The organism is Bradyrhizobium sp. WSM2254 (assembly GCF_000472645.1).
GTDB classification, from domain to species: Bacteria; Pseudomonadota; Alphaproteobacteria; order Rhizobiales; family Xanthobacteraceae; genus Bradyrhizobium; species Bradyrhizobium niftali.
In genome coordinates this window covers 226,090-246,535 of sequence record NZ_AXAB01000002.1, presented here as the reverse complement: position 1 = coordinate 246,535, position 20,446 = coordinate 226,090, and the positions used below count along the sequence as shown (strand labels likewise).

Annotated in this window: 21 protein-coding genes; 10 read left to right on the top strand and 11 right to left on the bottom strand. The window is 65.2% G+C overall.

Annotated features, from left to right (window positions below; all coding sequences use genetic code 11):
- Positions 1–99: 99 nt before the first annotated feature.
- From A3M7_RS0103720 to A3M7_RS0103710, 3 genes are all read right to left on the bottom strand, one after another.
- Complete coding sequence (locus tag A3M7_RS0103720; RefSeq protein WP_027542712.1) at positions 100–900, bottom strand: hypothetical protein; 801 nt, start codon at positions 898–900, stop codon at positions 100–102.
- 185 nt (positions 901–1,085) lie between these two features.
- Positions 1,086–1,328 carry a hypothetical protein gene (locus A3M7_RS0103715; RefSeq protein ID WP_027542711.1) on the bottom strand — a complete coding sequence of 81 codons (243 nt, stop codon included), beginning with the start codon at positions 1,326–1,328 and terminating at the stop codon, positions 1,086–1,088.
- Positions 1,329–1,401: 73 nt separating this feature from the next.
- Positions 1,402–1,638, bottom strand: a complete 237-nt coding sequence (locus A3M7_RS0103710) for a hypothetical protein (RefSeq protein WP_027542710.1) — start codon at positions 1,636–1,638, stop codon at positions 1,402–1,404.
- Between the two features lie 262 nt (positions 1,639–1,900).
- Between A3M7_RS0103710 and A3M7_RS0103705 the strand changes: the two genes are divergently transcribed.
- Complete coding sequence (locus tag A3M7_RS0103705; protein ID WP_027542709.1) at positions 1,901–2,248, top strand: DUF6481 family protein; 348 nt, start codon at positions 1,901–1,903, stop codon at positions 2,246–2,248.
- 125 nt (positions 2,249–2,373) lie between these two features.
- Here A3M7_RS0103705 and A3M7_RS0103700 read toward each other — a convergent pair whose 3' ends face one another.
- Positions 2,374–2,628, bottom strand: a complete 255-nt coding sequence (locus A3M7_RS0103700; RefSeq protein ID WP_027542708.1) for a pentapeptide MXKDX repeat protein — start codon at positions 2,626–2,628, stop codon at positions 2,374–2,376.
- A gap of 321 nt (positions 2,629–2,949) precedes the next feature.
- Here A3M7_RS0103700 and dctP point away from each other — a divergent pair, with 321 nt between their 5' ends.
- Genes dctP through A3M7_RS0103685 form a run of 3 tightly spaced genes read left to right on the top strand, consistent with a single transcriptional unit; the run spans position 2,950 to position 5,878 of the window.
- Positions 2,950–3,972, top strand: a complete 1,023-nt coding sequence (gene dctP, locus A3M7_RS0103695) for a TRAP transporter substrate-binding protein DctP (RefSeq protein WP_027542707.1) — start codon at positions 2,950–2,952, stop codon at positions 3,970–3,972.
- On the top strand, positions 3,969–4,523 hold the full coding sequence (locus A3M7_RS0103690; RefSeq protein ID WP_027542706.1) for a TRAP transporter small permease: 555 nt from the start codon (positions 3,969–3,971) through the stop codon (positions 4,521–4,523). The genes dctP and A3M7_RS0103690 overlap by 4 nt, the downstream gene beginning before the upstream one ends.
- The gene (locus A3M7_RS0103685) at positions 4,520–5,878 is read left to right on the top strand and encodes a TRAP transporter large permease (protein ID WP_027542705.1); all 1,359 of its coding nucleotides are present in this window, start codon (positions 4,520–4,522) and stop codon (positions 5,876–5,878) included. Before A3M7_RS0103690 ends, A3M7_RS0103685 begins: the two co-directional genes overlap by 4 nt.
- 93 nt (positions 5,879–5,971) lie before the next feature.
- Here A3M7_RS0103685 and A3M7_RS0103680 read toward each other — a convergent pair whose 3' ends face one another.
- A complete protein-coding gene (locus tag A3M7_RS0103680) occupies positions 5,972–6,664 on the bottom strand; it encodes a GntR family transcriptional regulator (RefSeq protein ID WP_027542704.1) in 693 nt (230 codons plus the stop codon).
- A gap of 233 nt (positions 6,665–6,897) precedes the next feature.
- Between A3M7_RS0103680 and A3M7_RS0103675 the strand changes: the two genes are divergently transcribed.
- The 4 genes from A3M7_RS0103675 (at position 6,898) to A3M7_RS0103660 (ending at position 10,791) form a co-directional block, all read left to right on the top strand.
- A complete protein-coding gene (locus A3M7_RS0103675; RefSeq protein WP_027542703.1) occupies positions 6,898–7,506 on the top strand; it encodes a TRAP transporter small permease in 609 nt (202 codons plus the stop codon).
- Positions 7,506–8,771 (top strand): TRAP transporter large permease, encoded by a 1,266-nt coding sequence (locus A3M7_RS0103670; protein WP_011087197.1) that lies wholly within the window; start codon positions 7,506–7,508, stop codon positions 8,769–8,771. The genes A3M7_RS0103675 and A3M7_RS0103670 overlap by 1 nt, the downstream gene beginning before the upstream one ends.
- 23 nt (positions 8,772–8,794) lie before the next feature.
- Positions 8,795–9,778 carry a TRAP transporter substrate-binding protein gene (locus A3M7_RS0103665; protein ID WP_027542702.1) on the top strand — a complete coding sequence of 328 codons (984 nt, stop codon included), beginning with the start codon at positions 8,795–8,797 and terminating at the stop codon, positions 9,776–9,778.
- 86 nt (positions 9,779–9,864) lie between these two features.
- Entirely contained in the window at positions 9,865–10,791 is a 927-nt protein-coding gene (locus A3M7_RS0103660; RefSeq protein WP_027542701.1) for a dihydrodipicolinate synthase family protein, read from the top strand.
- A gap of 100 nt (positions 10,792–10,891) precedes the next feature.
- Here A3M7_RS0103660 and A3M7_RS0103655 read toward each other — a convergent pair whose 3' ends face one another.
- The 4 genes from A3M7_RS0103655 to A3M7_RS0103640 all read right to left on the bottom strand — a co-directional run bounded on the left by A3M7_RS0103655 (position 10,892) and on the right by A3M7_RS0103640 (position 16,677).
- Entirely contained in the window at positions 10,892–11,803 is a 912-nt protein-coding gene (locus A3M7_RS0103655; protein ID WP_027542700.1) for a hydroxymethylglutaryl-CoA lyase, read from the bottom strand.
- Between the two features lies 1 nt (position 11,804).
- Positions 11,805–13,820, bottom strand: a complete 2,016-nt coding sequence (locus tag A3M7_RS0103650) for an acetyl/propionyl/methylcrotonyl-CoA carboxylase subunit alpha (RefSeq protein WP_027542699.1) — start codon at positions 13,818–13,820, stop codon at positions 11,805–11,807.
- A gap of 4 nt (positions 13,821–13,824) precedes the next feature.
- Positions 13,825–15,429, bottom strand: a complete 1,605-nt coding sequence (locus A3M7_RS0103645) for a carboxyl transferase domain-containing protein (protein WP_027542698.1) — start codon at positions 15,427–15,429, stop codon at positions 13,825–13,827.
- Positions 15,430–15,504: 75 nt separating this feature from the next.
- Positions 15,505–16,677, bottom strand: a complete 1,173-nt coding sequence (locus A3M7_RS0103640; RefSeq protein WP_027542697.1) for an isovaleryl-CoA dehydrogenase — start codon at positions 16,675–16,677, stop codon at positions 15,505–15,507.
- A 102-nt stretch (positions 16,678–16,779) separates the two neighbouring features.
- Here A3M7_RS0103640 and A3M7_RS0103635 point away from each other — a divergent pair, with 102 nt between their 5' ends.
- Positions 16,780–17,808, top strand: coding sequence for an AraC family transcriptional regulator (locus A3M7_RS0103635; RefSeq protein WP_027542696.1), 1,029 nt, complete (start codon positions 16,780–16,782; stop codon positions 17,806–17,808).
- A 123-nt stretch (positions 17,809–17,931) separates the two neighbouring features.
- Here the strand turns inward: A3M7_RS0103635 and A3M7_RS0103630 are convergent, their stop codons facing one another.
- Positions 17,932–18,420, bottom strand: a complete 489-nt coding sequence (locus A3M7_RS0103630) for an Lrp/AsnC family transcriptional regulator (RefSeq protein ID WP_027542695.1) — start codon at positions 18,418–18,420, stop codon at positions 17,932–17,934.
- A gap of 273 nt (positions 18,421–18,693) precedes the next feature.
- Positions 18,694–18,999 carry an ETC complex I subunit gene (locus tag A3M7_RS0103625; RefSeq protein WP_027542694.1) on the bottom strand — a complete coding sequence of 102 codons (306 nt, stop codon included), beginning with the start codon at positions 18,997–18,999 and terminating at the stop codon, positions 18,694–18,696.
- 256 nt (positions 19,000–19,255) lie between these two features.
- Here A3M7_RS0103625 and A3M7_RS0103620 point away from each other — a divergent pair, with 256 nt between their 5' ends.
- Complete coding sequence (locus tag A3M7_RS0103620) at positions 19,256–20,425, top strand: OpgC domain-containing protein (RefSeq protein ID WP_027542693.1); 1,170 nt, start codon at positions 19,256–19,258, stop codon at positions 20,423–20,425.
- Positions 20,426–20,446: the final 21 nt, after the last annotated feature.

The window sequence follows — 20,446 nt, the reverse complement described above, 5'->3', positions numbered from 1 at the left end:
AGGCGATCAGCCATTCTGCCACGGCGCCAAGATGACAAACCCGGGCAAAAAAGAAGCGGGCCTTTCGCCCGCCTCTTCGTTTCAGAGCTGTCCGCAATCTCAGTAACACGCGCGGGGATCGGCCTGCACATACTGGCCGCTCGGATAGCGGTAGTAGCAATTGCCCTCGGCCAGATAGTAGCCGGGGCGCGAGGCAGCCGTCGCCCCGGCGATCGCGCCGGTGGCGCCGCCGAGCACGGCGCCTGCGGCGGCGCCTGACGCGTTACCCGAGATCAGGCCGCCGAGCAAACCGCCGACAATGGCACCGCCAAGCGCGCTCGCACCGGGATCAGCCGGCGGCGGCGGAGGCGGCGGTTCGTAGGCAACGGGCGGCGGGGCGTAGGCCACCGGCACGTCGTCGTAATACTCCTCCGAGATATAGCCGGGCGGACCGGCCATCCGCTGCGGATAATAGTACCAGACGCCGCCGACATCCCACCACCAGCCGGAGCGGCCGTTGTGGACCTCATGGCGCCAGCGCCCGCCATCCCAGGCGAGATTGCCGCGATAGGCGTTTCCGCCCCAGTCGCGCGCCGGTGCGGGACCCCTGGCGTAGTTACGACCGGGCGGCGGACCGCCCACATTGCGCGGGCCAGGAGCCGGACCGGCACCAGGACCCGCATGACCGGGTCCCGCATGGGGCTGGCCGCCGGGCGGCGGCGCGGGCCGGGCCGCCTGCTGCGGCGGCGGGCCCTTGCGCATGTTCTGATTGTTCTGGGGCGGTGCGCCCGCGGCTGGCCCTGCCGGCGATTGGCCGGCGTCCTTCGGCGGCCGGGCCTCCTGCGCCTGCGCCGAGAGCGCGAGCACCGACATGGCCGAAACCAAGGGAATGATGATCTTCATGCGGCTGGACGCACTCATGCGTGCTTGACCCCCTACTCTTTCGATTGCCGTGGCCGATAGCCGTGGTCCTAGCGCGATAGACGATTCGCCGCGCGCTGGGCTGATGCCGGCTGACATAACTGACCTGCCTGATCGGCGAAGTCGCGTTACAAATGATTAAGATCACGGCATTTTTTGGCTCTACCGGACGTGTTTGAGCGCTGCTAGCGGGCCGGCTCGATCACGTTGCAATTGCTCCGCCCCGACATCAGGCAGTCCTGCATCTTGCTGGCGGCGGTGAGATCGCGGGCAAGCCACCAGCCGACACCAAGGATCACGATCGCGATGATCAGGCCGGCGACCGCGCCGCGGCGGTTGTCACCGGATTGAGGTCCTGGCGCGGATCTAGGCTTGTCACCCGGTTCGGGCTTTGGCGTTGGCTTGGGCTCAGACTCGGGCTTGGTCATGGCGGAGTGATCGCGGGGGCGAGCCGGCTTTAACACCTCTGCGGCGTCGCGTCACATCGCAATCAGTTCCGGCTCAGCCGCGGGTCGCCCGGATCGCATCCTTGCGCGAGGTTTCGACCGCGGGGACCACCTCACGGACGCGTGGTGCGCAGGTCGTGAGCACGAATGCGGTCTGGCTGCACTCCCAGCCGGCGCCGAGGACGGCGCTTTCGATCGGCTTCGGACGGGCGAGCAGCACCGCGGCGGCCGCTGCAACGACCACCACGACGGTGATTGCGAGCGCCTTCAGGCTCAATCCGAAGATGGTCATGCCCGTGCTCCGTCTTGCTGGCGCGGACGCTAGGCGCCGCTCCACATGCTCCCTTATGAGGGACATCACAATTCGGCAGTTTTTCCGGGCTACGAGAGATCGTCGGGGGGCGATTTTCGTCTACCTGATCGGCTGCGAATTGGGTGGCGTTGCGACGCGCGGCGATGTACACGCATCTGCGTCGCGTGGCGCCCGCTATGCCCAGCCGACGTACCAACACGCAGTGATGTAGGGTCGAAAGCGAGGAAGACAAGGCTCGTCGATGAGTGGATTCAGGGAACCCGGTTTTGCAGACCGGCAAAAGGCGGCGCAGGACGCCCGCAAAAATCTTTTGAACAAATTCAAATCCCAGCCCGGGCCAGATGATCCGTCGGTTGCGGCGAAGCGTGCCGAGCGCGAGGCGCTCGCCGCCAAGCGCGCCGAGGCAAAGGCTGCGCGCGAGGCCGAAAAGGCCGAGCAGAAGCGACTTGAGGAAGAAGCCAAGACCGCCGAAGCTGCGCGGCTTGCGCGTGAGGCCGAGGAAGCGGCCGCCAACGCGGCTGCGCTCGAGGCCGAACAGAAGGCCAAGCGCGACGCCCGCTACGCCGCCCGCAAGGCCAAGCGCAAGTAACGTTCAAAGATCACGTTCAATTGAACTTGAACCGAGACATCGCTCCGGGACGGTCCACCTGACCGCCCCGGACGTTCGAGCGCGCGCGTCTGCCTTGCGCAAACGCCTCCCGCGACGACCGAAGATCAGTTCTTCTTCATCATCCCGTCGTCTTTCTTCATCCCGTCCTTCGACATGTGATCCTTCTTCATGCCGTCGTCCTTGGTCATGGCATCCTTCTTCATGCCATCCTTGGACATGGTGTCCTTCTTCATCATACCGTCCTCCTTGCCCATCTTGTCGCCCGTCTTGTCTTGGGCAAAGGCGGCCGGCGACAGCGCCAGGCCAAGCGAGAGAGCGGCAGCCGAGACGCCGAGCGCGATGCGGGTGCGAATGGTCATGACTAGTCTTCCCTTCGAGATGGTGTTTGTCAGCGACGGACGCCGCTATTCAATCTCGACGGATTGCCACGCGACGTTGTTACGCGGTCGCTGATAAATTTCTGCGCGCCCGCGGCGGTCCGTCGTTCGGCATAGTGCGGGGATCGGAAGTGTGCAGCGCAGCACGGTCGACACTTGCCGCGGCATTCGGTCTCGAACTATCAGATGAGAGAACATCGGGCGAAAGACCGGATAGGATGGGCCTATGCGGCGGTCTCACAAGGCCCGACCCAAATCACACCAACAAGAATCGTTCAAAGAAGCGCTCAAGGGGATCACACCATGCTCACGCGCCGCCATCTGATCGCGACCGCCGTCGCCGCACCCGCCATTCTCCGCTTCGGCACCGGCACCGCGCATGCCGCCACCACGCTGAAGATCTCTCATCAATTCCCCGGCGGCACCATCGACAAGGGCGATTTTCGCGACCGGCTCTGCCGCATGTTCGCCGCCGAAGTCGCCAAACGCAGCAATGGCGACATTGCCGCTGAGATCTATCCGAACTCCTCGCTGATCAAGACCAACGCGCAGTTCTCTGCGATGCGCAAGGGCGCGCTCGACATCAGCCTCTATCCGATGCCTTACGCCGGCGGCGAACTGCCGGAGACCAATATCGGCCTGATGCCGGGCCTCGTCACCACCTACGACCAGGGCATGCGCTGGAAGAAGGAGCCGGTCGGCAAGGCGCTCTCCGACTTCCTCGCCGACAAGGGCATCATCCTGCTCACCTGGGTGTGGCAGGCCGGCGGCCTCGCCAGCCGCTCCAAGCCGATCGTCGCGCCTGAAGACGCCAAGGGCATGAAGGTGCGCGGCGGCTCGCGCGAGATGGACATGGTGCTCCAGACCGCCGGCGCCTCGGTGCTGTCGGTGCCTTCGAACGAAATCTACGCGGCGATGCAGACCGGCGCGTGCGACGCCGCTCTCACCTCCTCCACCAGCCTGATCTCGTTCCGGCTCGAAGAGGTCGCGAAGTCGCTGACCTCGGGCGCGGGTGCCTCCTACTGGTTCATGCTCGAGCCCTTGATGATGTCGAAGGCGATCTTCGACAAACTGCCGAAGAACCAGCAGGACGTGCTGCTCGCAGTCGGCGCCGAGCTCGAAGCCTTCGGCCGCAAGGGCGCGCAGGACGATGACGTCGAGGTCGCCAAGGTCTACGAGAAGGCCGGCGCCAAGGTCTCGGTGCTCGATGCAGCGACCGTCGGCAAGTGGCGCGACATCGCCCGCGACACCGCGTGGAAGGACTACGGCGCCAAGACCGCGACCGCCGCGACCCTGCTCAAGCTCGCCTCCGACGTCTCGGCATGAGCCACGGTCCGCTTCCGGATCGTGACGACCAGGCCAACGCTGCCGCAAGGACCGGTCTTGCGGCGGCGATCGATCGCGGTCTCGCCATCCTCAACAGCATCATCGTCGTGTTCGCAGCGATCGCGCTGGTCGCGGCCTGCGCCATCCTGAGCTATAGCGTGCTGAGCCGCGCCTTGTTCAAGGCCGCCAACTACTGGCAGGACGAGGCCGCCGTGTTCCTGCTGGTCGGGGCGACCTTCATGACGGCCGCCTATGTGCAGCAGAACCGCGGTCATATCGGCATCGAGGCTTTCGTCGGCCTGCTCTCGCCGCTGGCGAACCGGATAAGGCTCTGGCTGGTCGATGCCGCGACATTCCTGTTCTGCGCCTTCTTCACCTGGAAGTCCTGGACGCTGGCCCATGAGGCCTATGTCGATGGTCAGGTCTCGAACTCGATGTGGTCGCCGCCGCTCGCCATTCCCTATTCGCTCATGGCGTTCGGCATGAGCCTGCTCTGTGTCCAGATTCTCGTGCAGCTTGCGCTGCCTTTCGCAGGAGCCAGGCGTCCATGAGCGTTTTCGGTATCGGCCTCGCCTACGCGATTGCGACGCTGCTGGTGATGTTCTCTGGCATGCCGATCGCCTTCGCGCTCGGCGCGGTCGCGGTCGTGTTCATGGGCATCTACATGCCATCGGCCTCCCTCGATACGGTGACGCAGAACGTCTACGAGGAAATGGCCTCGATCACGCTGCTGTCGATCCCACTCTTCATCCTGAAGGGCGCGGCGATCGGCAAGTCGCGCGCCGGCCAGGATCTCTATTTGGCCCTGCATGCCTGGCTGCACCGCGTCCCCGGCGGGCTCGGCGTCGCCAACGTGTTCGCCTGCGCGCTGTTCGCGGCGATGGCGGGCTCGAGCCCAGCGACCTGCTCGGCGATCGGCTCGGCCGGCATCCCCGAGATGCGCAAGCGCGGCTATTCCGGCGGCTTTGCCGCCGGCATCATCGCCGCCGGCGGCACGCTCGGCATCCTGCTGCCGCCCTCGATCACCATGATCCTGTTCGCGGTCGCGGCGGAAAAGTCCCTCGGGCGCCTGTTCCTTGCCGGCATCGGTCCGGGCCTGTTGCTCGTCAGCCTGTTCGGCGCCTATGCCGTGATCCGCTTCCGCCAGGAATATGCAGCCGCTGAAGCCATCTACAAGAATGGCGGACCGGAAGCCGCAATCCTCGCCCGCGACGACTACACGCTGGCCGAACGCTTCAGCGTGCTGCCGCGCGTGATCCCGTTCGTGCTGCTGCTCACCGGCGTCATGATCGCGCTCTATGGCGGCTATGCCACGCCGTCCGAAACCGCGGGCCTCGGCGGCCTCCTGGCGCTGGCACTGATCGCAGCGATCTACAGCGTGTGGCGGCCGAGCGATCTTGCGCCCATCATGAAGTCGACAATCCGGGAATCGACCATGCTGATGATGATCATCGGCATGTCGCTGCTCTACTCCTACGTGATGAGCTATCTGCACATCTCGCAGTCGGTCGCAGAATCCGTCGTCGCGATGCACCTGCCGCGCTGGGGCCTGTTGTTCGCGATCCTCGTCATGGTCGTCGTGCTCGGCTTCTTCCTGCCGCCGGTCTCGATCATCCTGATGACGGCGCCGATCATCCTGCCGCCCTTACGCGCCGCGAACTTCGACATCATCTGGTTCGGCGTGGTCATGACCATCGTGATGGAAATGGGGCTGATCCATCCACCTATCGGCCTCAACATCTTCGTCATCCGCAACGTCGCGCCCGACATCCCCCTGAGCGAGGTGATCTGGGGTACGCTGCCGTTCGTGCTCCTGATGATGCTCGCGGTGCTGCTGCTCTGCTTCGTGCCTGAAATCTCGACCTGGCTGCCGGACCTGGTGATGGGGCCCGACGGGAGCAGGTGACGCTGCTGTAGGGTGGGCAAAGCGGAGCGTGCCCACCATCTGTCGGCGATTGCGAAAGTATGGTGGGCACGGCGCTATGCGCCTTTGCCCACCCTACGATTTCTCCTTCCGCCGTGACTTCGGCGCGATCGCGCTGCCGGCCACCACCTGCAACAGATCCTTGCGCACGGCCTCGATGTGCCGCTCCAGAAACCGGCAGGCCTCCTCGACTTTCTGCGCGCGGCAGAGCGCGATCAGGTGGGCGTGTTCTTTTTCGGCCGTCCCCATCGCCTTGGTGTTGGAGAGCTGGAGGCGCGTATAGCGATCGCTGGTCTGGAGCAGCGACAGCACGATTGCGCGCGTACGAGGTTGCGGCGCATGTACATAGAGCGCCATGTGGAAGTCGGCGTTGAGCTGGCCCCATTCGCTGACGTTGCGCGCCTTGATTGCCTTCTCAAAACTCTTGTGGATGTCGTCCAGCCCCTCGAAATCCTCCGCAGTAAAACGCGGCGCCGATTGCGCCAGGAGGCGCGGCTCGAGGATGCCGCGCAGGTCGAACACATCGTTGATCTCGTTCAGTGACAGCTCCGAGACGATGGCGCCCTTCTGCGGAACGATGCGCACCAGCCCCTCGGCCTCGAGCTGGAACAGCGCCTCGCGCACCGGAATGCGGCTGACGCCATAGGCATCGCCGAGCGCATCCTGGCGCAATTGCGATCCGGCCGGATAGGTGCCGTCGAGGATCGCCTGCCGGAGCTGGTCCACGATCGCAGCCGACAGAGTGCGATGCTTCAGTGGCTGTTTCATCTGACCTTCCGTCTTTCTTCGCGACTCGTCCGGCAGAAAGCGGTCCCTCTCTTGCATGTTGAGGCGGCCAGCAAAAGCCAGGCATCCCACAAAAGACAGGTGCCCGGCAAAGGCGCGTCCTGCCGCCGAAATGACCGCAATCTCCGTTTGACAGCTCAAATGTATAAATTATACATTTTGCCTTGGCACGAGAAATCTTGCGGGGGTTGGGGCCTTTGATGATCGAAGGGACGATGCCGGATGCGGGCGCGTTCAGCGCGCGGCGGATTGTGGTCAGGGCTTCCAGCGCCCTGCTCGCCGTCGAACGTCTCGCGCTGATGGGCCTGATGTACCTGCTCACCGGACTGATCCTGGTGAACGTCGTCACCCGCTATTCGCACTTCCCGATCTACTGGATCGATGAATCGGCTGTCTATTGCGTGGTCTGGCTGACCTTCATCGGCGCCTCCGCGATGACGCGGCTGCGGCTCGACTTCGCAGTCACGATGCTCACGGAACGCCTCTCGCCACAGCGCCAGAAGATCGCCAAGGTCATCTCGACCGGCCTCGTCGTCGTGTTCGGCGTCGCGCTGATCATCACCTGCGCGCTCTGGATGGACCCGATCGGCCTCGCACGCGCCGGCTTCGACGGGCGCAAGCTCGCCGCCGAGACCTTCAATTTCCTCTACACCGAGCACACTCAGACGCTGAATTGGCCGACCTGGGTGCTCTATCTGACGCTGCCGATCTTCGCGGTGTCGATGACCGTTCATGGCCTCGCCAACCTCTTGGAAGATCTCGAGCTGGTTCCGCGCACGCCGCCGAAGGGTTTTGCGCTCTCCGAGCTCGACGGGGTCAACTGATGATCACGTCTGCCGCCTTCGTCGCGATCATGCTGGTCGGCGTGCCGATCGGGCTCTGCCTGTGCCTCGCCGGTCTCGTCTATATCGCCGCATCGGGCAATCCCGTGCTGTTCCAGTCCTATCCGCTCCAGCTGTTCGGCGGCGTCGACAGTTACGGCCTGATCGCCATTCCGCTCTTCATCCTGATCGGCGAGATCATGAATGGCGGCGGCATCACCCGCCGCATCGTCGACATGGCGATGGCTTTCGTCGGCTCGCTGAAGGGCGGGCTCGCCTACGTCAACATCCTCGCCAACATGTTCATCTCCTCGATCCTGGGATCTGCGACCGCGCAGGTCGCGATCATGGCCCAGATCATGGTGCCGGAGATGGAGAAGAAGGGCTACGACAAGACTTTTGCGGCGGGACTGACCGCCTATGGCGGCATGCTCGGGCCGATCATCCCGCCCTCGGTGATGTTCGTGGTCTACAGCGTGCTCGCGCAGGTCTCGGTCAGCGACATGCTGATCGCCGGCATCGTGCCGGGCGTCATCCTCACCGTGATGTTCTGCCTCGTCATCGCGCTGATGGGATACATCTACAACTATCCCCGCGCCGACTATCAGACGCCGCGCCAGCGGGTCATGACGATCCTGCGGACATCGCCCACCCTGCTGATCCCGATCGTCATCGTCGGCACCATCCTCGGTGGCCTCGCCAACGCGACGGAATCCGCCGCGGTCGGTGCGGTGGCCGCGGCGCTGGTCGGAAAATACTGGACCAAGGAGTTCGAGTTCTCCCAGTTGCCGCAGATGATGCTGCGCAGTGCCATCTATTCGGCGATCGTGCTGTTCCTCGTCGCCGCCGCCGCGGTGTTCTCCTGGGTCCTGATCTTCGGCAAGGTGCCGCAGGAGACCGCCGGCTGGATCCAGTCGGCCGCCAAGGACCCGATCAGCTTCATGCTGATCTGCAACGTCATCCTGCTGGTTATCGGCACTGTGATCGACGGCATTCCCGGCCTGATCATGACGGTGCCGATCCTGCTGCCTGTTGCAACCGACGTCTACCACATCGACCCCCGTCACTTCGGCGTCGTCGTGGTGATCAACCTGGTGCTCGGCCTGTTGTCGCCGCCGGTCGGGCTCTGCTTCTTCGTCGCGGCCGCCGTCACCGGCGCCAAGCCCGGCAAGATGTTCATGGTGACGCTGCCCTTCTTCGTCATCTCCTGCGTCCTCCTGGTGCTGCTCTCGCTCTTCCCCTCGCTCTCGCTGATCCTCGTCAAATAGGCCCGTCCAAAAGGAGCCCGACCATGCCGCTTTCTCGTCGCCGCTTTCTCGCCGCCAGCGCAGCCGCATCGGTGTTCGCGCCGTCGCTGGCGCTCGCCCAGGCCAAGGAATTCCGCCTCGGCCTGATCACGCCGAACGGTCATTCCTGGAACAAGGCCGCGCTCAAATTCGGCGACGACCTCAAGGCCGCCACCAACGGCCGCCTGACATTGACCGTGTTCCACTCCGGCCAGCTCGGCAACGAGCCGGCGATGATGCAGCAATTGCAGTCGGGCGCGCTCGACATGGGCTTCATCCAGGCCGCCGAGCTGGGCTCGCGCGTGCCGCACATCGCCGCGATCAATGCGCCCTACATCGTCCGCTCGACGCCGGCGGTGGCGAAATTCGTGCGGCATCCGGCGGCGGTGAAGCTGTTCGACGTGCTGCCGCAGGAGACCGGCACGATCGGGCTCGGCTGGGGCATCACCGGCATGCGCGCGGTGTTCTCGTCCAAGGACCTGACCTCGCTCGCCGACATCAAGGGCATGAAGCTGCGCATCAACCCGACGCCGGTCTATCGCGATTTCTATTCCTCGCTCGGTGCCGCGCCGACGCCGATCCCGACGCCGCAGGTGTTCGACGCCATGGCCAACGGCCAGGTCGACGGCCTCGAGGCCGATCTCGAATTCTCCTGGAACCAGCGCTTCGACAAGGTCTCGAAGGTGATCCTCCAGATGAATGCCGTCTTCATGCCGATGGCAGCGGTCGTCTCGGGCCGGGTCTGGCAGACGCTGCCGGCCGCCGACCGCGAGCTGATCACCAAGACGATCAAAACCACACTCGACGCGCAGATCGACGAGCTCGCCGGCAACGAGCCGGCGCTAATCGAGAACTTCAAGAACGCCCCGATCCCGATCCGCCAGGTCCCGGCCGGCGACACCGAGGCGGTCATCGCCGAGTTCGACAAGATCTGGCTGCCCAAGGCTCCGGTCCTCGCCGAATTGCGCAAGGTCGGCGCCACGCTCTGATCCCGCCCGCCATCCTCTTCACCACAGCCGGCGGCCCCAGCCCCCCGCCGGCGAATTCACACGCCAGATTCACTTGGAGTTAGACCATGAGCCGCCGCGTTTCCTGGGAAGGCGTCTTCCCGGCCGTCACCACGCAATTCCACGACGATCTCTCGCTCGACATCGACGCGACCGCGAAGGTGATGGACGGGCTGATCCGTGACGGCGTCTCCGGCCTGATCGTCTGCGGCTCCGTCGGCGAGAACACGTCGCTGGAGCGCAAGGAGAAGGTCGCGATCATGGAGACGGCCAAATCGGTCGCGGCCGGGCGCGTGCCCGTGCTGTGCGGCATCGCCGAATTCACCACGGCCTTCGCGGTCGAGACGGCGAAAGAAGCCGCGCGCGTCGGCATCGACGGCGTCATGGTGATGCCGGCGCTGGTCTATTCGTCGAAGCCGCACGAGACCGCCGCGCATTTCCGCGCCGTCGCCACCGCGACGGACCTGCCCGTGATGCTCTACAACAATCCGCCGATCTACAAGAACGACGTCACCCCCGACATCCTGGCCTCGCTCGCCGACGTCGAGACCGTCGTCTGCTTCAAGGATTCCTCCGGCGACACAAGGCGTTTCATCGACACAAGGAACATGGTCGGCGACCGCTTCGTGCTGTTCGCAGGCCTCGACGACGTCATCGTCGAGAGTGTCGCCATGGGCGCGGTGGGCTGGGTCTCCGGCATGTCGAACGCTTTCCCGCGCGAGGGCGAGACGCTGTTTCGCCTGGCCAGGGCGGGACGCTATGCCGAGGCGATGCCGCTCTACGAATGGTTCATGCCGCTCTTGCATCTCGACGCGCGCCCGGACCTCGTCCAGTGCATCAAGCTGTGCGAGCACATCATGGGCCGCGGCACCGCGCTGACCCGTCCGCCTCGCCTGGCGCTGTTGCCGCAGGAGAAGGCCGAGGTCGAGGCCATGATGGTCCGCGCCCTCAAGAACCGGCCGCTCCTGCCGGACGTGGGCCTGAAGGCGGCCTGACAGCGTATGTCATAGGGTGGGCGAAGCGAAAGCGTGCCCACCACTTCCAAATTCGATCGCGGAGAGATGGTGGGCACGGCGCTATGCGCCTTTGCCCACCCTACGAAGTAACCCGCTTCCTCTTCGCGTTCAGCGCGGAAGCCACTCGGCTCACGGGCGGCTTGCCCAGCACGCCGCTCATCTCGTTCGTGGCCGCCAGCAGCTTCTCCATGTCGACGCCGGTGCTGAGGCCCATGCCTTCGAGCATGTAGACGACGTCCTCGGTCGCGACATTGCCTGTCGCGCCGGGGGCGTAGGGGCAGCCGCCGAGGCCGCCCGCAGCCGCATCGATGACACGGACGTTCTCCTCCAGCCCGGCGTAGAGATTGGCGAGCGCCTGGCCGTAGGTGTCATGGAAATGCATCGCGAGATTGGCAGCGGGAATGTTGGCGCTGACCGCGCGCAGCATCTGCTTCGCCTTGGCCGGCGTGCCGACGCCGATGGTATCGCCGAGCGAGATCTCGTAACAGCCGAGGTCCCACAATGTCTTCGCAAGATCGGCAACGGCCTTCGGCTTGATCTCGCCGTCGAACGGACAGCCCAGCACGCAGGAGATATAGCCGCGCACCCTGACGCCGTCGGCCTTCGCGCGTTCCATCACCGGCCTGAAGCGCTCGATGGATTCCGCGACGGTGCAGTTGATGTTGGCCCGGGAAAAGCCCTCGGAGGCCGCCGCGAACACGGAGACCACTTTCGCGCCCGCGGCGCGCGCGGCGTCATAGCCCTTCTCGTTCGGCACCAGCACGTGGAATTCGGCGCCCGTCACGTGGGCAACGCCGCGCAGCACGGCGTCGGAGCTTGCCATCTGCGGGATCGCCTTGGGCGAGACGAAGGCGCCGACCTCCACCGTATTGAGGCCGGCTCCGACCAGCGCCTCGACGAAGGCGATGCGGGCCTCGACGCTGACCGGCATCTTCTCGTTCTGGAGGCCGTCGCGCGGCCCCATTTCGATGATGCGGACCGGATCGCTCATCTCATTCTCCTGTAGGCTCGACCACGGCGAGCTCGACGCCTTCCTGCACGATGTCACCGACCTTGCACTTGATCGACGTCAGCACGCCGGCATAGGGCGCACGCAGCGTCTGCTCCATCTTCATCACCTCGAGGGTGAGGATCGGCGCGCCCTTCTCCAGCGTTGCGCCCTCCTCGGCCAGCACGGCGACGACCGTGCCGGGCAAGGGTGCCGCGATCTTGTCCGCGCCGGCCTGCTCCTCGGTCTCGCCGCCGAACGGATCGACCCAATGCAGGTCGAAGCGGCCGTGGCGCGTGCGCAAATAGAGCTCATGGCCGTCGATCACGGCCGCGACGGACGATTTGACGCCGTCGAGCGTCAGATCGAAGCCGCCATCCTTCGGCGCGATCGCGAAGGCCAGCTCGCGGTCGCCGATGACAAGCGTCGACGGCCCGCTGCCGTAGTTGAGGGTGATCTTCTGCTCGGGCCCATGTCCGACACCATGTCCGACGCGGAAGGCAAAGCTGCGCTGACGCCGGCCGACCGGCATCCAGCCGAACGTCTGCCAGGGCGAATTCGCTTCTGTCTGCGCGGCCTGCCGTTCGTCGTTCACGATTGCGGCGACCGCAGCGCACAGCTCGAGCTCGCCGGGCGCAGGCGTAGCCTGCGTCAACACCGCCAGCTCGCGCTCGATGAAGCCGGTGTCGATCGCATTCGCCCGCACCTTTTGATGCGTGATCAGCGCCGACAGGAACGGGATATTGGTGACAATGCCGCGGACGTCGGAGTCCTCCAGTCCGCGGTTCAGCCGCTCGATCGCGACATCCCGGGTCGGTGCCCACGCGATCATCTTGGCCAGCATCGCATCGTAATAAGGCGAGACGCTGTCGCCCTCGCGATAGCCGGCGTCGATGCGGAGGCCGCCGGTTTCCGCGGGCAGCCGCCAGGTCGATATCCTGCCGACCGAGGGCATGAAGTTCTTGGTCGGATTTTCGGCGTAGATTCGCGCCTCGACCGCGTGGCCGTTGAGGCGGATCTCGTCCTGCCTGAGCGGCAGCGCCTCGCCGAAGGCGACGCGCAGCTGCCATTCGACGAGGTCGATGCCGGTGATCAGCTCGGTCACGGGATGCTCGACCTGGAGACGTGTGTTCATCTCGATAAAGAACACGTCCTTGCCGTCGGACACGAACTCGATGGTACCGGCGCCGACATAGTTCACCGCGCCCGCCGCCTTGCGCGCCGCGGCGCAGACCGTCTCGCGCTGTGCCGCATTGAGGGTTGGCGACGGCGCTTCCTCGATCACCTTCTGGTGCCGGCGCTGCAACGTGCATTCGCGCTCGAATAGCGAGAGCAGATTGCCGTGGCTGTCGCCGATGATCTGCACCTCGATATGCCGGGGATTGTCGACATATTTCTCGATCAGCATGCGATCGTCGCCGAACGCGGCCTTGGCCTCGCGCTTGGCGCTGACGATCGCAGGGCCAAGCTCGGCGGCCGAGCGCACGATGCGCATGCCGCGGCCACCGCCGCCGGCGGATGCCTTGACCAGAATGGGAAAGCCAATCTTGTCGGCGGCCTTCGCCAGCGTCGCCTCGTCCTGGGCCTCGCCGTGATAGCCGGGCACCAGCGGCACGCCGGCCTTCTCCATCAGCGCTTTCGAGCCGGACTTCGAGCCCATCGCCGTCATCATCCCGGCGGTCGGCCCCACGAAGACCAGCCCCGCATCGAGGCAGGCATGCGCAAACTCGGCATTCTCCGACAGGAAGCCGTAGCCGGGATGCACGGCCTCCGCGCCGGTCTTGCGCGCGGCCTCGATCAGCCGCTCGACGTTGAGATAGCTGTCGCGGGCCCGCGCCGGCCCCAGCAGCACGGCCTCGTCGGCGAGCGCGACATGCATCGCGTCGCGGTCGGCCTCGGAATAGACCGCGACCGTGCGCAGGCCCATGGCGCGCGCGGTGCGGATGACGCGGCAGGCGATCTCGCCGCGGTTGGCGATCAGGAGGGTGCGAAAACGCCGGTAGAGCATTGAGCGGTCCATCGCATCACATCCTGAACAGGCCGAATTTCGTCGGCTCGATCGGCGCATTCGACGCCGCCGAGAGGCCAAGGCCGAGCACGAGGCGCGTGTCGGCCGGGTCGATCACGCCGTCGTCCCACAGACGCGCGGTCGCGTAATAGGGATGCCCCTGGCTCTCATATTGCGCGCGGATCGGCTCGCGGAATTTATCTTCCTCGTCCTTCGACCAGCTATCGCCCCTGGCCTCGATATTGTCGCGCCGGACCTGGCTCAACACCATCGAGGCCTGCTCGCCGCCCATCACCGAGATGCGCGCGTTCGGCCACATCCACAGGAAGCGCGGCGCGTAGGCGCGGCCGCACATGCCGTAATTGCCGGCGCCGTAGGAACCGCCGATCACCACGGTGAATTTCGGCACCGACGCCGTCGCGACCGCCGTCACCAGCTTGGCGCCGTCGCGCGCGATGCCGCCGGCCTCGTATTTCTTGCCGACCATGAAGCCGGTGATGTTCTGCAGGAACACCAAGGGAATGCCGCGCTGGCAGCACAGCTCGATGAAATGCGCGCCCTTCAACGAGCTCTCGCTGAACAGGATGCCGTTGTTGGCGATGATGCCGACCGGATAACCCCAGATATGGGCGAAGCCGCACACCAGCGTCGTGCCGTAGAGCTTCTTGAACTCGTCGAATTCCGACCCGTCCACGACGCGGGCGATGATGTCGCGCACGTCGAACGGCTTGCGGCCATCGACTGGCACGACGCCGTAGATCTCCTCGGCTGCGAACAGCGGATCGCGCGGCGGATGCATGTTGAGGTTCGGCCGGCTCGACGGCTTCAGGGTGCCGACGATGCGCCGGGCGATGCCGATCGCATGCGCGTCGTTCTGGGCGTAGTGATCGGTCACGCCCGATTGCCGCGAATGCACGTCGGCGCCGCCGAGCTCCTCTGCGGTCACCACCTCGCCGGTCGCCGCCTTCACCAGCGGTGGGCCGCCGAGGAAGATGGTGCCCTGGTTGCGCACGATGATGCTCTCGTCCGACATTGCCGGCACATAGGCGCCGCCGGCGGTACAGGAACCCATCACGATCGCGACCTGCGGGATACCTTGCGACGACATCTGCGCCTGGTTGTAGAAGATGCGGCCGAAATGGCGCTCGTCCGGAAAGATCTCGTCCTGGAGTGGCAGGAAGGCGCCGCCGGAATCCACCATGTAGACGCAGGGGAGATTGTTCTGCCGCGCGATGTCCTGCGCGCGCAGATGCTTCTTCACGGTCATCGGATAATAGGTGCCGCCCTTGATGGTGGCATCGTTGGCGACAATCACGCATTCGCGGCCCGAGATGCGCCCCACCCCGGTGACGACGCTCGCCGAATGCACGTCGCCGCCATAGAGGCCGTAGGCCGCCAGCGGCGACAGCTCCAGGAACGAGGTCCCGGGGTCGACCAGCAGGTCAACGCGCTCGCGCGCCAGCATCTTGCCACGCGAGGTGTGGCGGTTGCGCGAAACCTCGCCGCCACCGCCGGCAACCTGGCTGAGCTTTTCGCGCAGGTCCGCGACGAGCGAGCGCATGGCCTCGGAATTGCGCGCAAAATCTGATGAAGACGGATCGATGCTGGAATGGAGCGGCATGTTGTCCCGCGTTGCTGGTGATCTGGTGAGAGACCGCGGTCAGATGGGACCGCGGCGATTCCAATTGCGCCGGACCTACGCCGTCTCGGCCATCAACTCGCGGCCGATCAGCATGCGGCGGACCTCGGATGTACCCGCGCCGATCTCGTAGAGCTTGGCGTCGCGCCACAGACGTCCGACCGGAAATTCGGATGTATAGCCGACGCCGCCGAGCGCCTGGATCGCCTCGCCCGCCATCCACGTCGCCTTCTCGGCGGAATAGAGGATCGCCGCCGCGGCATCCTTGCGCAGGGTCCGCGCATGGTCGGCGCGGTCGCAGGCGCGCCCCACTGCATAGACATAGGCGCGCGTGGCCTGCCAGGTCGCATACATGTCGGCGAGCTTGCCCTGCATCAGCTGGAAGTCGCCGATCGGCTGGCCGAACTGCTTGCGCTCGTGCATGTAGGGCACCACCGCGTCCATGCAGGCCGCCATGATCCCGAGCGGGCCACCCGACAGCACCGTGCGCTCATAGTCGAGGCCGGACATCAGCACCTTGACGCCCTCGCCCACCTTGCCGAGCACATTCTCTTCCGGCACCTCGCACTCGTCAAAGAACAGCGGATAGGTATTGGAGCCGCGCATGCCGAGCTTGTCGAGATGCTGGCCGTGGGTAAATCCCTTGAAGCCTTTCTCGACCAGGAAGGCGGTCATGCCGCGCGGGCCGGCCTCCGGGTCGGTCTTGGCGTAGACGACCAGCACATCGGCGTCGCCGCCATTGGTGATCCACATCTTGGAGCCGTTGAGCACGTAGCGATCGCCGCGCTTGTCGGCGCGCAGCTTCATCGAGACGACGTCGGAGCCCGCGCCGGGCTCGGACATCGCGAGCGCGCCGACATATTCGCCGGAGATCAGTTTTGGCAGATAGCGCTGCCGCTGCGCGTCGTTGCCGTTGCGGCGGATCTGGTTGACGCAGAGGTTGGAGTGGGCGCCGTAGGAAAGACCCACGGCTGCGGAGCCGCGCGAAATCTCCTCCATGGCGACGATGTGGGAGAGATAGCCCATGTTGGAGCCGCCATATTGCTCCGGCGCTGTCATGCCGAGCAGGCCGAGGTCGCCAAGGCGCTTCCAGAGGTCCGCCGGGAACAGGTTAGCCTTCTCGATCTCGGCGGCGCGCGGGGCGATCTCCGCCTCCACGAAGGCGCGCAGCGTGTCGCGCAGCATGCTGATGTCTTCGCCCAGATCGAAATCGATGCTCGGGATGTTCAAGGCGATTCCTCCGTATTCTTGTCGGGTCCGAACCTACCCCCGCCCAGGCGTCCTGGCGGTCGAAAAGGTTGCATTTTCCGCCAAGTTTGGCGAGGATTTTTCATGCCGTTCCAAGCCGCAACCGCGACGCCTCGCCGCGCCATGACCCCAGCCGCCTTCGTCCGCGGCGTGGTTGCCGCTTATGCCCTTTATGGGCGCGATCCGGCCGACGCATTGGGCAAGGGGCAGGTCACCGGGGACCTCGTTCGATCCCAGGACGGACGGGTGACGGCGGTCCAGTTCGAGGCGCTGGCCGGCCACGCCATGCGCGAGCTCGACGACGAGGCGCTCGGCTGGTTCTCGCGCCGGCTGCCTTGGGGAACCTATGGCATGCTGTGCCGTGCCTCGATCACGGCCCCCAATCTCGAAGTCGCGCTGAAACGCTGGTGCCGGCATCATCGCCTGCTGACCGAGGACGTGCTGTTCGAGCTCTCGCTTGGTGATGAGACCGCGACCATCTCCCTTCGCGAGCAGCGCGATCTCGGCCCCTTGCGCGAATTCTGCCTCGTCACCCTGCTCCGCTATGTCCTCGGCTTCGCCTGCTGGGCCGTCGATTCCGCGATCGCGCTGCGTGCGGCCGCGTTTCCCTATGCCGAGCCGGGCCACGTCTCGGTCTATCCGACGATCTTCTGCAGGCATTTGAGCTTTGATGCGGAAGGCGCCCGCATCGTGTTCGACAAGCACTATCTTTCGCTGCCGCTCACGCGCAGCCCGGCCGATCTCGACAACATGCTCAAGGGCGCGCTGAGGCTGACCGTGCTGCCCTATCGGCGCGACCGGCTGCTGGTCGAGCGCGTCCGTCGCGTGCTGCGCAACGCGCGCGGACGCAGTCTCGGCGCCGAGGATGTCGCAAGCGAGCTGGCGCTCTCCACCCGCACCATGCACCGGCGCCTGCGCGAGGAAGCGACCTCGCTCCGCGATCTCAAGGAAGAAGCGAAGTTCGAGCTCGCCAAGCAGGAGCTGATGCGTGGCCGCACCCCGATCAAGCGGATCGCGGAGATCGCCGGCTTCCGCAACGAGAAGAGCTTTTCCCGCGCCTTCCGCAGCTGGACCGGCGCCTCGCCGCGCGAGTTTCGCGGCAGATATCGCTGAGGCCTGCGCGAGGCCGCGGTCCGGCAGGACTTCCCAAATCACATGTCACAGTTAGGTGAGTTTCTAATGTGTCAGTATTCGGCTTTTGTGAGATTCCCGATCGATCCACGCAAGGGAGTCCCCCTATCCTGCCGCCGCCGCGACCTCCTGCAACGGCAGCGGCACGTCCTTCGCGACGCCCAGCACCGGGAAGCTGCGGACGTTCTTGACATCAGGCATCGCGGCGAAGTGCAGCAGCTGCTGGCGCATGCTCTCGACGCTCGGCGCGACGCATTTCAGGAGATAGTCCGTGTCACCCGAAATGCGCCAGCACTGCTGGATGCGCGGGATCGCGGCGATCGAGCCCTCGAACGCCTCCAGCACCGGCTGCGCCTGGCTGCCGAGCTGGATCGACACGAACGACACCACCTCATAGCCGAGCAGCCGCTCGTCGATGACGGCACGCACCGCCCGGATCACGCCGCGGCTGAACAGCGACTTCAGCCGCCGCAGACAGTTGGGCGCGGACACGCCGACGCGCAGCGCCAGCTCGTTGTTGCGCACCCGCCCGTCCTGCTGCAGCTCGGATAATATCTTCAGATCGACGCCGTCGAGTTGGTCACGCCCGGCCATACCCCACCTCGCCCTGAGCCTGTCATGCCTGGTGCCAGCGAAGCATGGGGTGGAATTGCTGCCAAGGGCCATCCCCCCGGGGCGGCGCTATCGAGTTCGGGGGAATACCTCCCCACCGTCATGGCCGGGCATAGCCGTCTGAAGGACGGCGTCGCTTCCGCTCGCCTATGTCCCGGCCATCCACGCTCTTTCACGCGGCCCAAAACATGGATGCCCGGGACAAGCCCGGGCATGACGAGTACATCGTATGAAGTCGGAGAAGCCGCCCGCCCCTCAATGCGTCCAGGGCTCGCCGCGCCGGAACGAGAAATTGTCGGCATAGGCAACCGGCCGGCGGATCGAATCCTGGGGCTCGATCACCTGGTAGGCGATGCCCTTGCGCTCGCAATAGGCGACCGCCTCTTCCTTGCTGTGGAAGCGCAGCGTGATCTGCTGCTTCATGTCGCCGGACGATGTCCAGCCCATCAGCGGCTCGACCGCGCGCGGCTGCTCCGGCTCGTAGTCGAGCTGCCATTCCCGGGTCTTGGACCGGCCGGATTGCATCGCGTTCTTGGCGGGCTTGAAAATGCGTGCGGTCATGGGTCGTCCGGGCCTTTTCGTCTTTTCGTTCGATTTCGATGCGTCAGGGTGGCAGTTGGTGGAAACCTCAGGGATAGTATAGAGACACCGACCGGGAACTGATCGGTGATTCCGGCTCCCCGGTCACCCTCACCGACGGTATAGTCATTATGCTGCACCGTGACAATTCCGTACCCGCCTTCCGCGCCGGGATTCCGCCCGGCCGCACTGCCTCGTCGACATCAGCATATCCGTCCCCACCGAGAGCGCCCGTCGCATGGCCTTCCTGAACATCAACGCCACGCTCCCCGAAAAGGGTCGCGATCTCAGGCTCGACCTGTTTCGCGGCGTCGCCAACTGGGCGATCTTCCTCGACCACATCCCCGAGAACGTCGTGAACTGGATCACGACCCGCAACTACGGCTTTTCCGACGCGGCCGACCTGTTCGTCTTCATCTCCGGCTACACCGCCTCCTTCGTCTATGCGCGGATGATGCTGGACCGCGGCTTCATCGTCGGCGCCACGCGCCTGACCAAGCGGGTCTGGCAGCTCTACGTCGCCCACATCATCCTGTTCGTGATCTACATCGCCTCGATCAGCTATCTGGCGCTCCGCTTCGGCGATTCAGAGATGATCAACGAGTTCAACGTCGCCGGCCTTGTCGACAACGCCACCGAGACGCTGCGGCAGGGCCTGTTCCTGCGCTTCAAGCCGCTCAATCTCGACGTGCTGCCGCTCTACATCGTGCTGATGGGACTGTTTCCGCCGGTGCTGTGGTTCATGCTGCGCAAGCCGGACGTGACGATGGTGCTGTCGATCGTGCTGTGGCTCGCCGCGCGCCATTTCGGCTGGAATCTGACCGCCTATCCGGCCGGTCAGTGGTACTTCAACCCCTATTGCTGGCAGGTGCTGTTCGTGTTCGGCGCCTGGTGCGCGATGGGCGGGGCGCGGCGCTCGATGACGCTGATCAACGCGCCGATCACGCTGTGGCTCTGCCTTGGCTATCTCCTGTTCGCGCTGGTCATGACCATGGCCGGCCGCTTCCCGACCTTTGGTGGCATGTTCCCGCAATGGCTGTTCTCGGCCTTCAACCCAAACGACAAGACCAACCTTGCGCCCTACCGCTTCATCCACTTCGTCGTGATCGTGATCCTTGTGATCCGCTTCGTGCCGAAAGACTGGCCGGGCCTGGAGTGGAAGGTGTTCGATCCGCTGATCGTATGCGGCCAGCAATCGCTCGCGGTGTTCTGCGTCGGCGTGTTCCTGTCTTTCGTCGGCCATTTCGAGCTGTCGATGAGCTCGGGCTCGCTGTTCGCGCAGCTCTTCGTCAGCATCGCCGGCATCGCGATCATGACGACGGTGGCCTATTACATCTCGTGGTCTAAGCGGCAGGACAAGCCGTTGAAGCCACCGCCGGCCAAGCCCGCGGCGGCGAAGGCCGCGTGAGCTCGGCGGCAGCGATGCCGC

Coding starts and splice junctions, on each gene's coding strand:
- A3M7_RS0103720 (WP_027542712.1), bottom strand. CDS start 900: ATGAGTGCGTCCAGCCGCATGAAGATCATCATTCCCTTGGTTTCGGCC.
- A3M7_RS0103715 (WP_027542711.1), bottom strand. CDS start 1,328: ATGACCAAGCCCGAGTCTGAGCCCAAGCCAACGCCAAAGCCCGAACCG.
- A3M7_RS0103710 (WP_027542710.1), bottom strand. CDS start 1,638: ATGACCATCTTCGGATTGAGCCTGAAGGCGCTCGCAATCACCGTCGTG.
- A3M7_RS0103705 (WP_027542709.1), top strand. CDS start 1,901: ATGAGTGGATTCAGGGAACCCGGTTTTGCAGACCGGCAAAAGGCGGCG.
- A3M7_RS0103700 (WP_027542708.1), bottom strand. CDS start 2,628: ATGACCATTCGCACCCGCATCGCGCTCGGCGTCTCGGCTGCCGCTCTC.
- dctP (WP_027542707.1), top strand. CDS start 2,950: ATGCTCACGCGCCGCCATCTGATCGCGACCGCCGTCGCCGCACCCGCC.
- A3M7_RS0103690 (WP_027542706.1), top strand. CDS start 3,969: ATGAGCCACGGTCCGCTTCCGGATCGTGACGACCAGGCCAACGCTGCC.
- A3M7_RS0103685 (WP_027542705.1), top strand. CDS start 4,520: ATGAGCGTTTTCGGTATCGGCCTCGCCTACGCGATTGCGACGCTGCTG.
- A3M7_RS0103680 (WP_027542704.1), bottom strand. CDS start 6,664: ATGAAACAGCCACTGAAGCATCGCACTCTGTCGGCTGCGATCGTGGAC.
- A3M7_RS0103675 (WP_027542703.1), top strand. CDS start 6,898: ATGCCGGATGCGGGCGCGTTCAGCGCGCGGCGGATTGTGGTCAGGGCT.
- A3M7_RS0103670 (WP_011087197.1), top strand. CDS start 7,506: ATGATCACGTCTGCCGCCTTCGTCGCGATCATGCTGGTCGGCGTGCCG.
- A3M7_RS0103665 (WP_027542702.1), top strand. CDS start 8,795: ATGCCGCTTTCTCGTCGCCGCTTTCTCGCCGCCAGCGCAGCCGCATCG.
- A3M7_RS0103660 (WP_027542701.1), top strand. CDS start 9,865: ATGAGCCGCCGCGTTTCCTGGGAAGGCGTCTTCCCGGCCGTCACCACG.
- A3M7_RS0103655 (WP_027542700.1), bottom strand. CDS start 11,803: ATGAGCGATCCGGTCCGCATCATCGAAATGGGGCCGCGCGACGGCCTC.
- A3M7_RS0103650 (WP_027542699.1), bottom strand. CDS start 13,820: ATGGACCGCTCAATGCTCTACCGGCGTTTTCGCACCCTCCTGATCGCC.
- A3M7_RS0103645 (WP_027542698.1), bottom strand. CDS start 15,429: ATGCCGCTCCATTCCAGCATCGATCCGTCTTCATCAGATTTTGCGCGC.
- A3M7_RS0103635 (WP_027542696.1), top strand. CDS start 16,780: ATGCCGTTCCAAGCCGCAACCGCGACGCCTCGCCGCGCCATGACCCCA.
- A3M7_RS0103630 (WP_027542695.1), bottom strand. CDS start 18,420: ATGGCCGGGCGTGACCAACTCGACGGCGTCGATCTGAAGATATTATCC.
- A3M7_RS0103625 (WP_027542694.1), bottom strand. CDS start 18,999: ATGACCGCACGCATTTTCAAGCCCGCCAAGAACGCGATGCAATCCGGC.
- A3M7_RS0103620 (WP_027542693.1), top strand. CDS start 19,256: ATGGCCTTCCTGAACATCAACGCCACGCTCCCCGAAAAGGGTCGCGAT.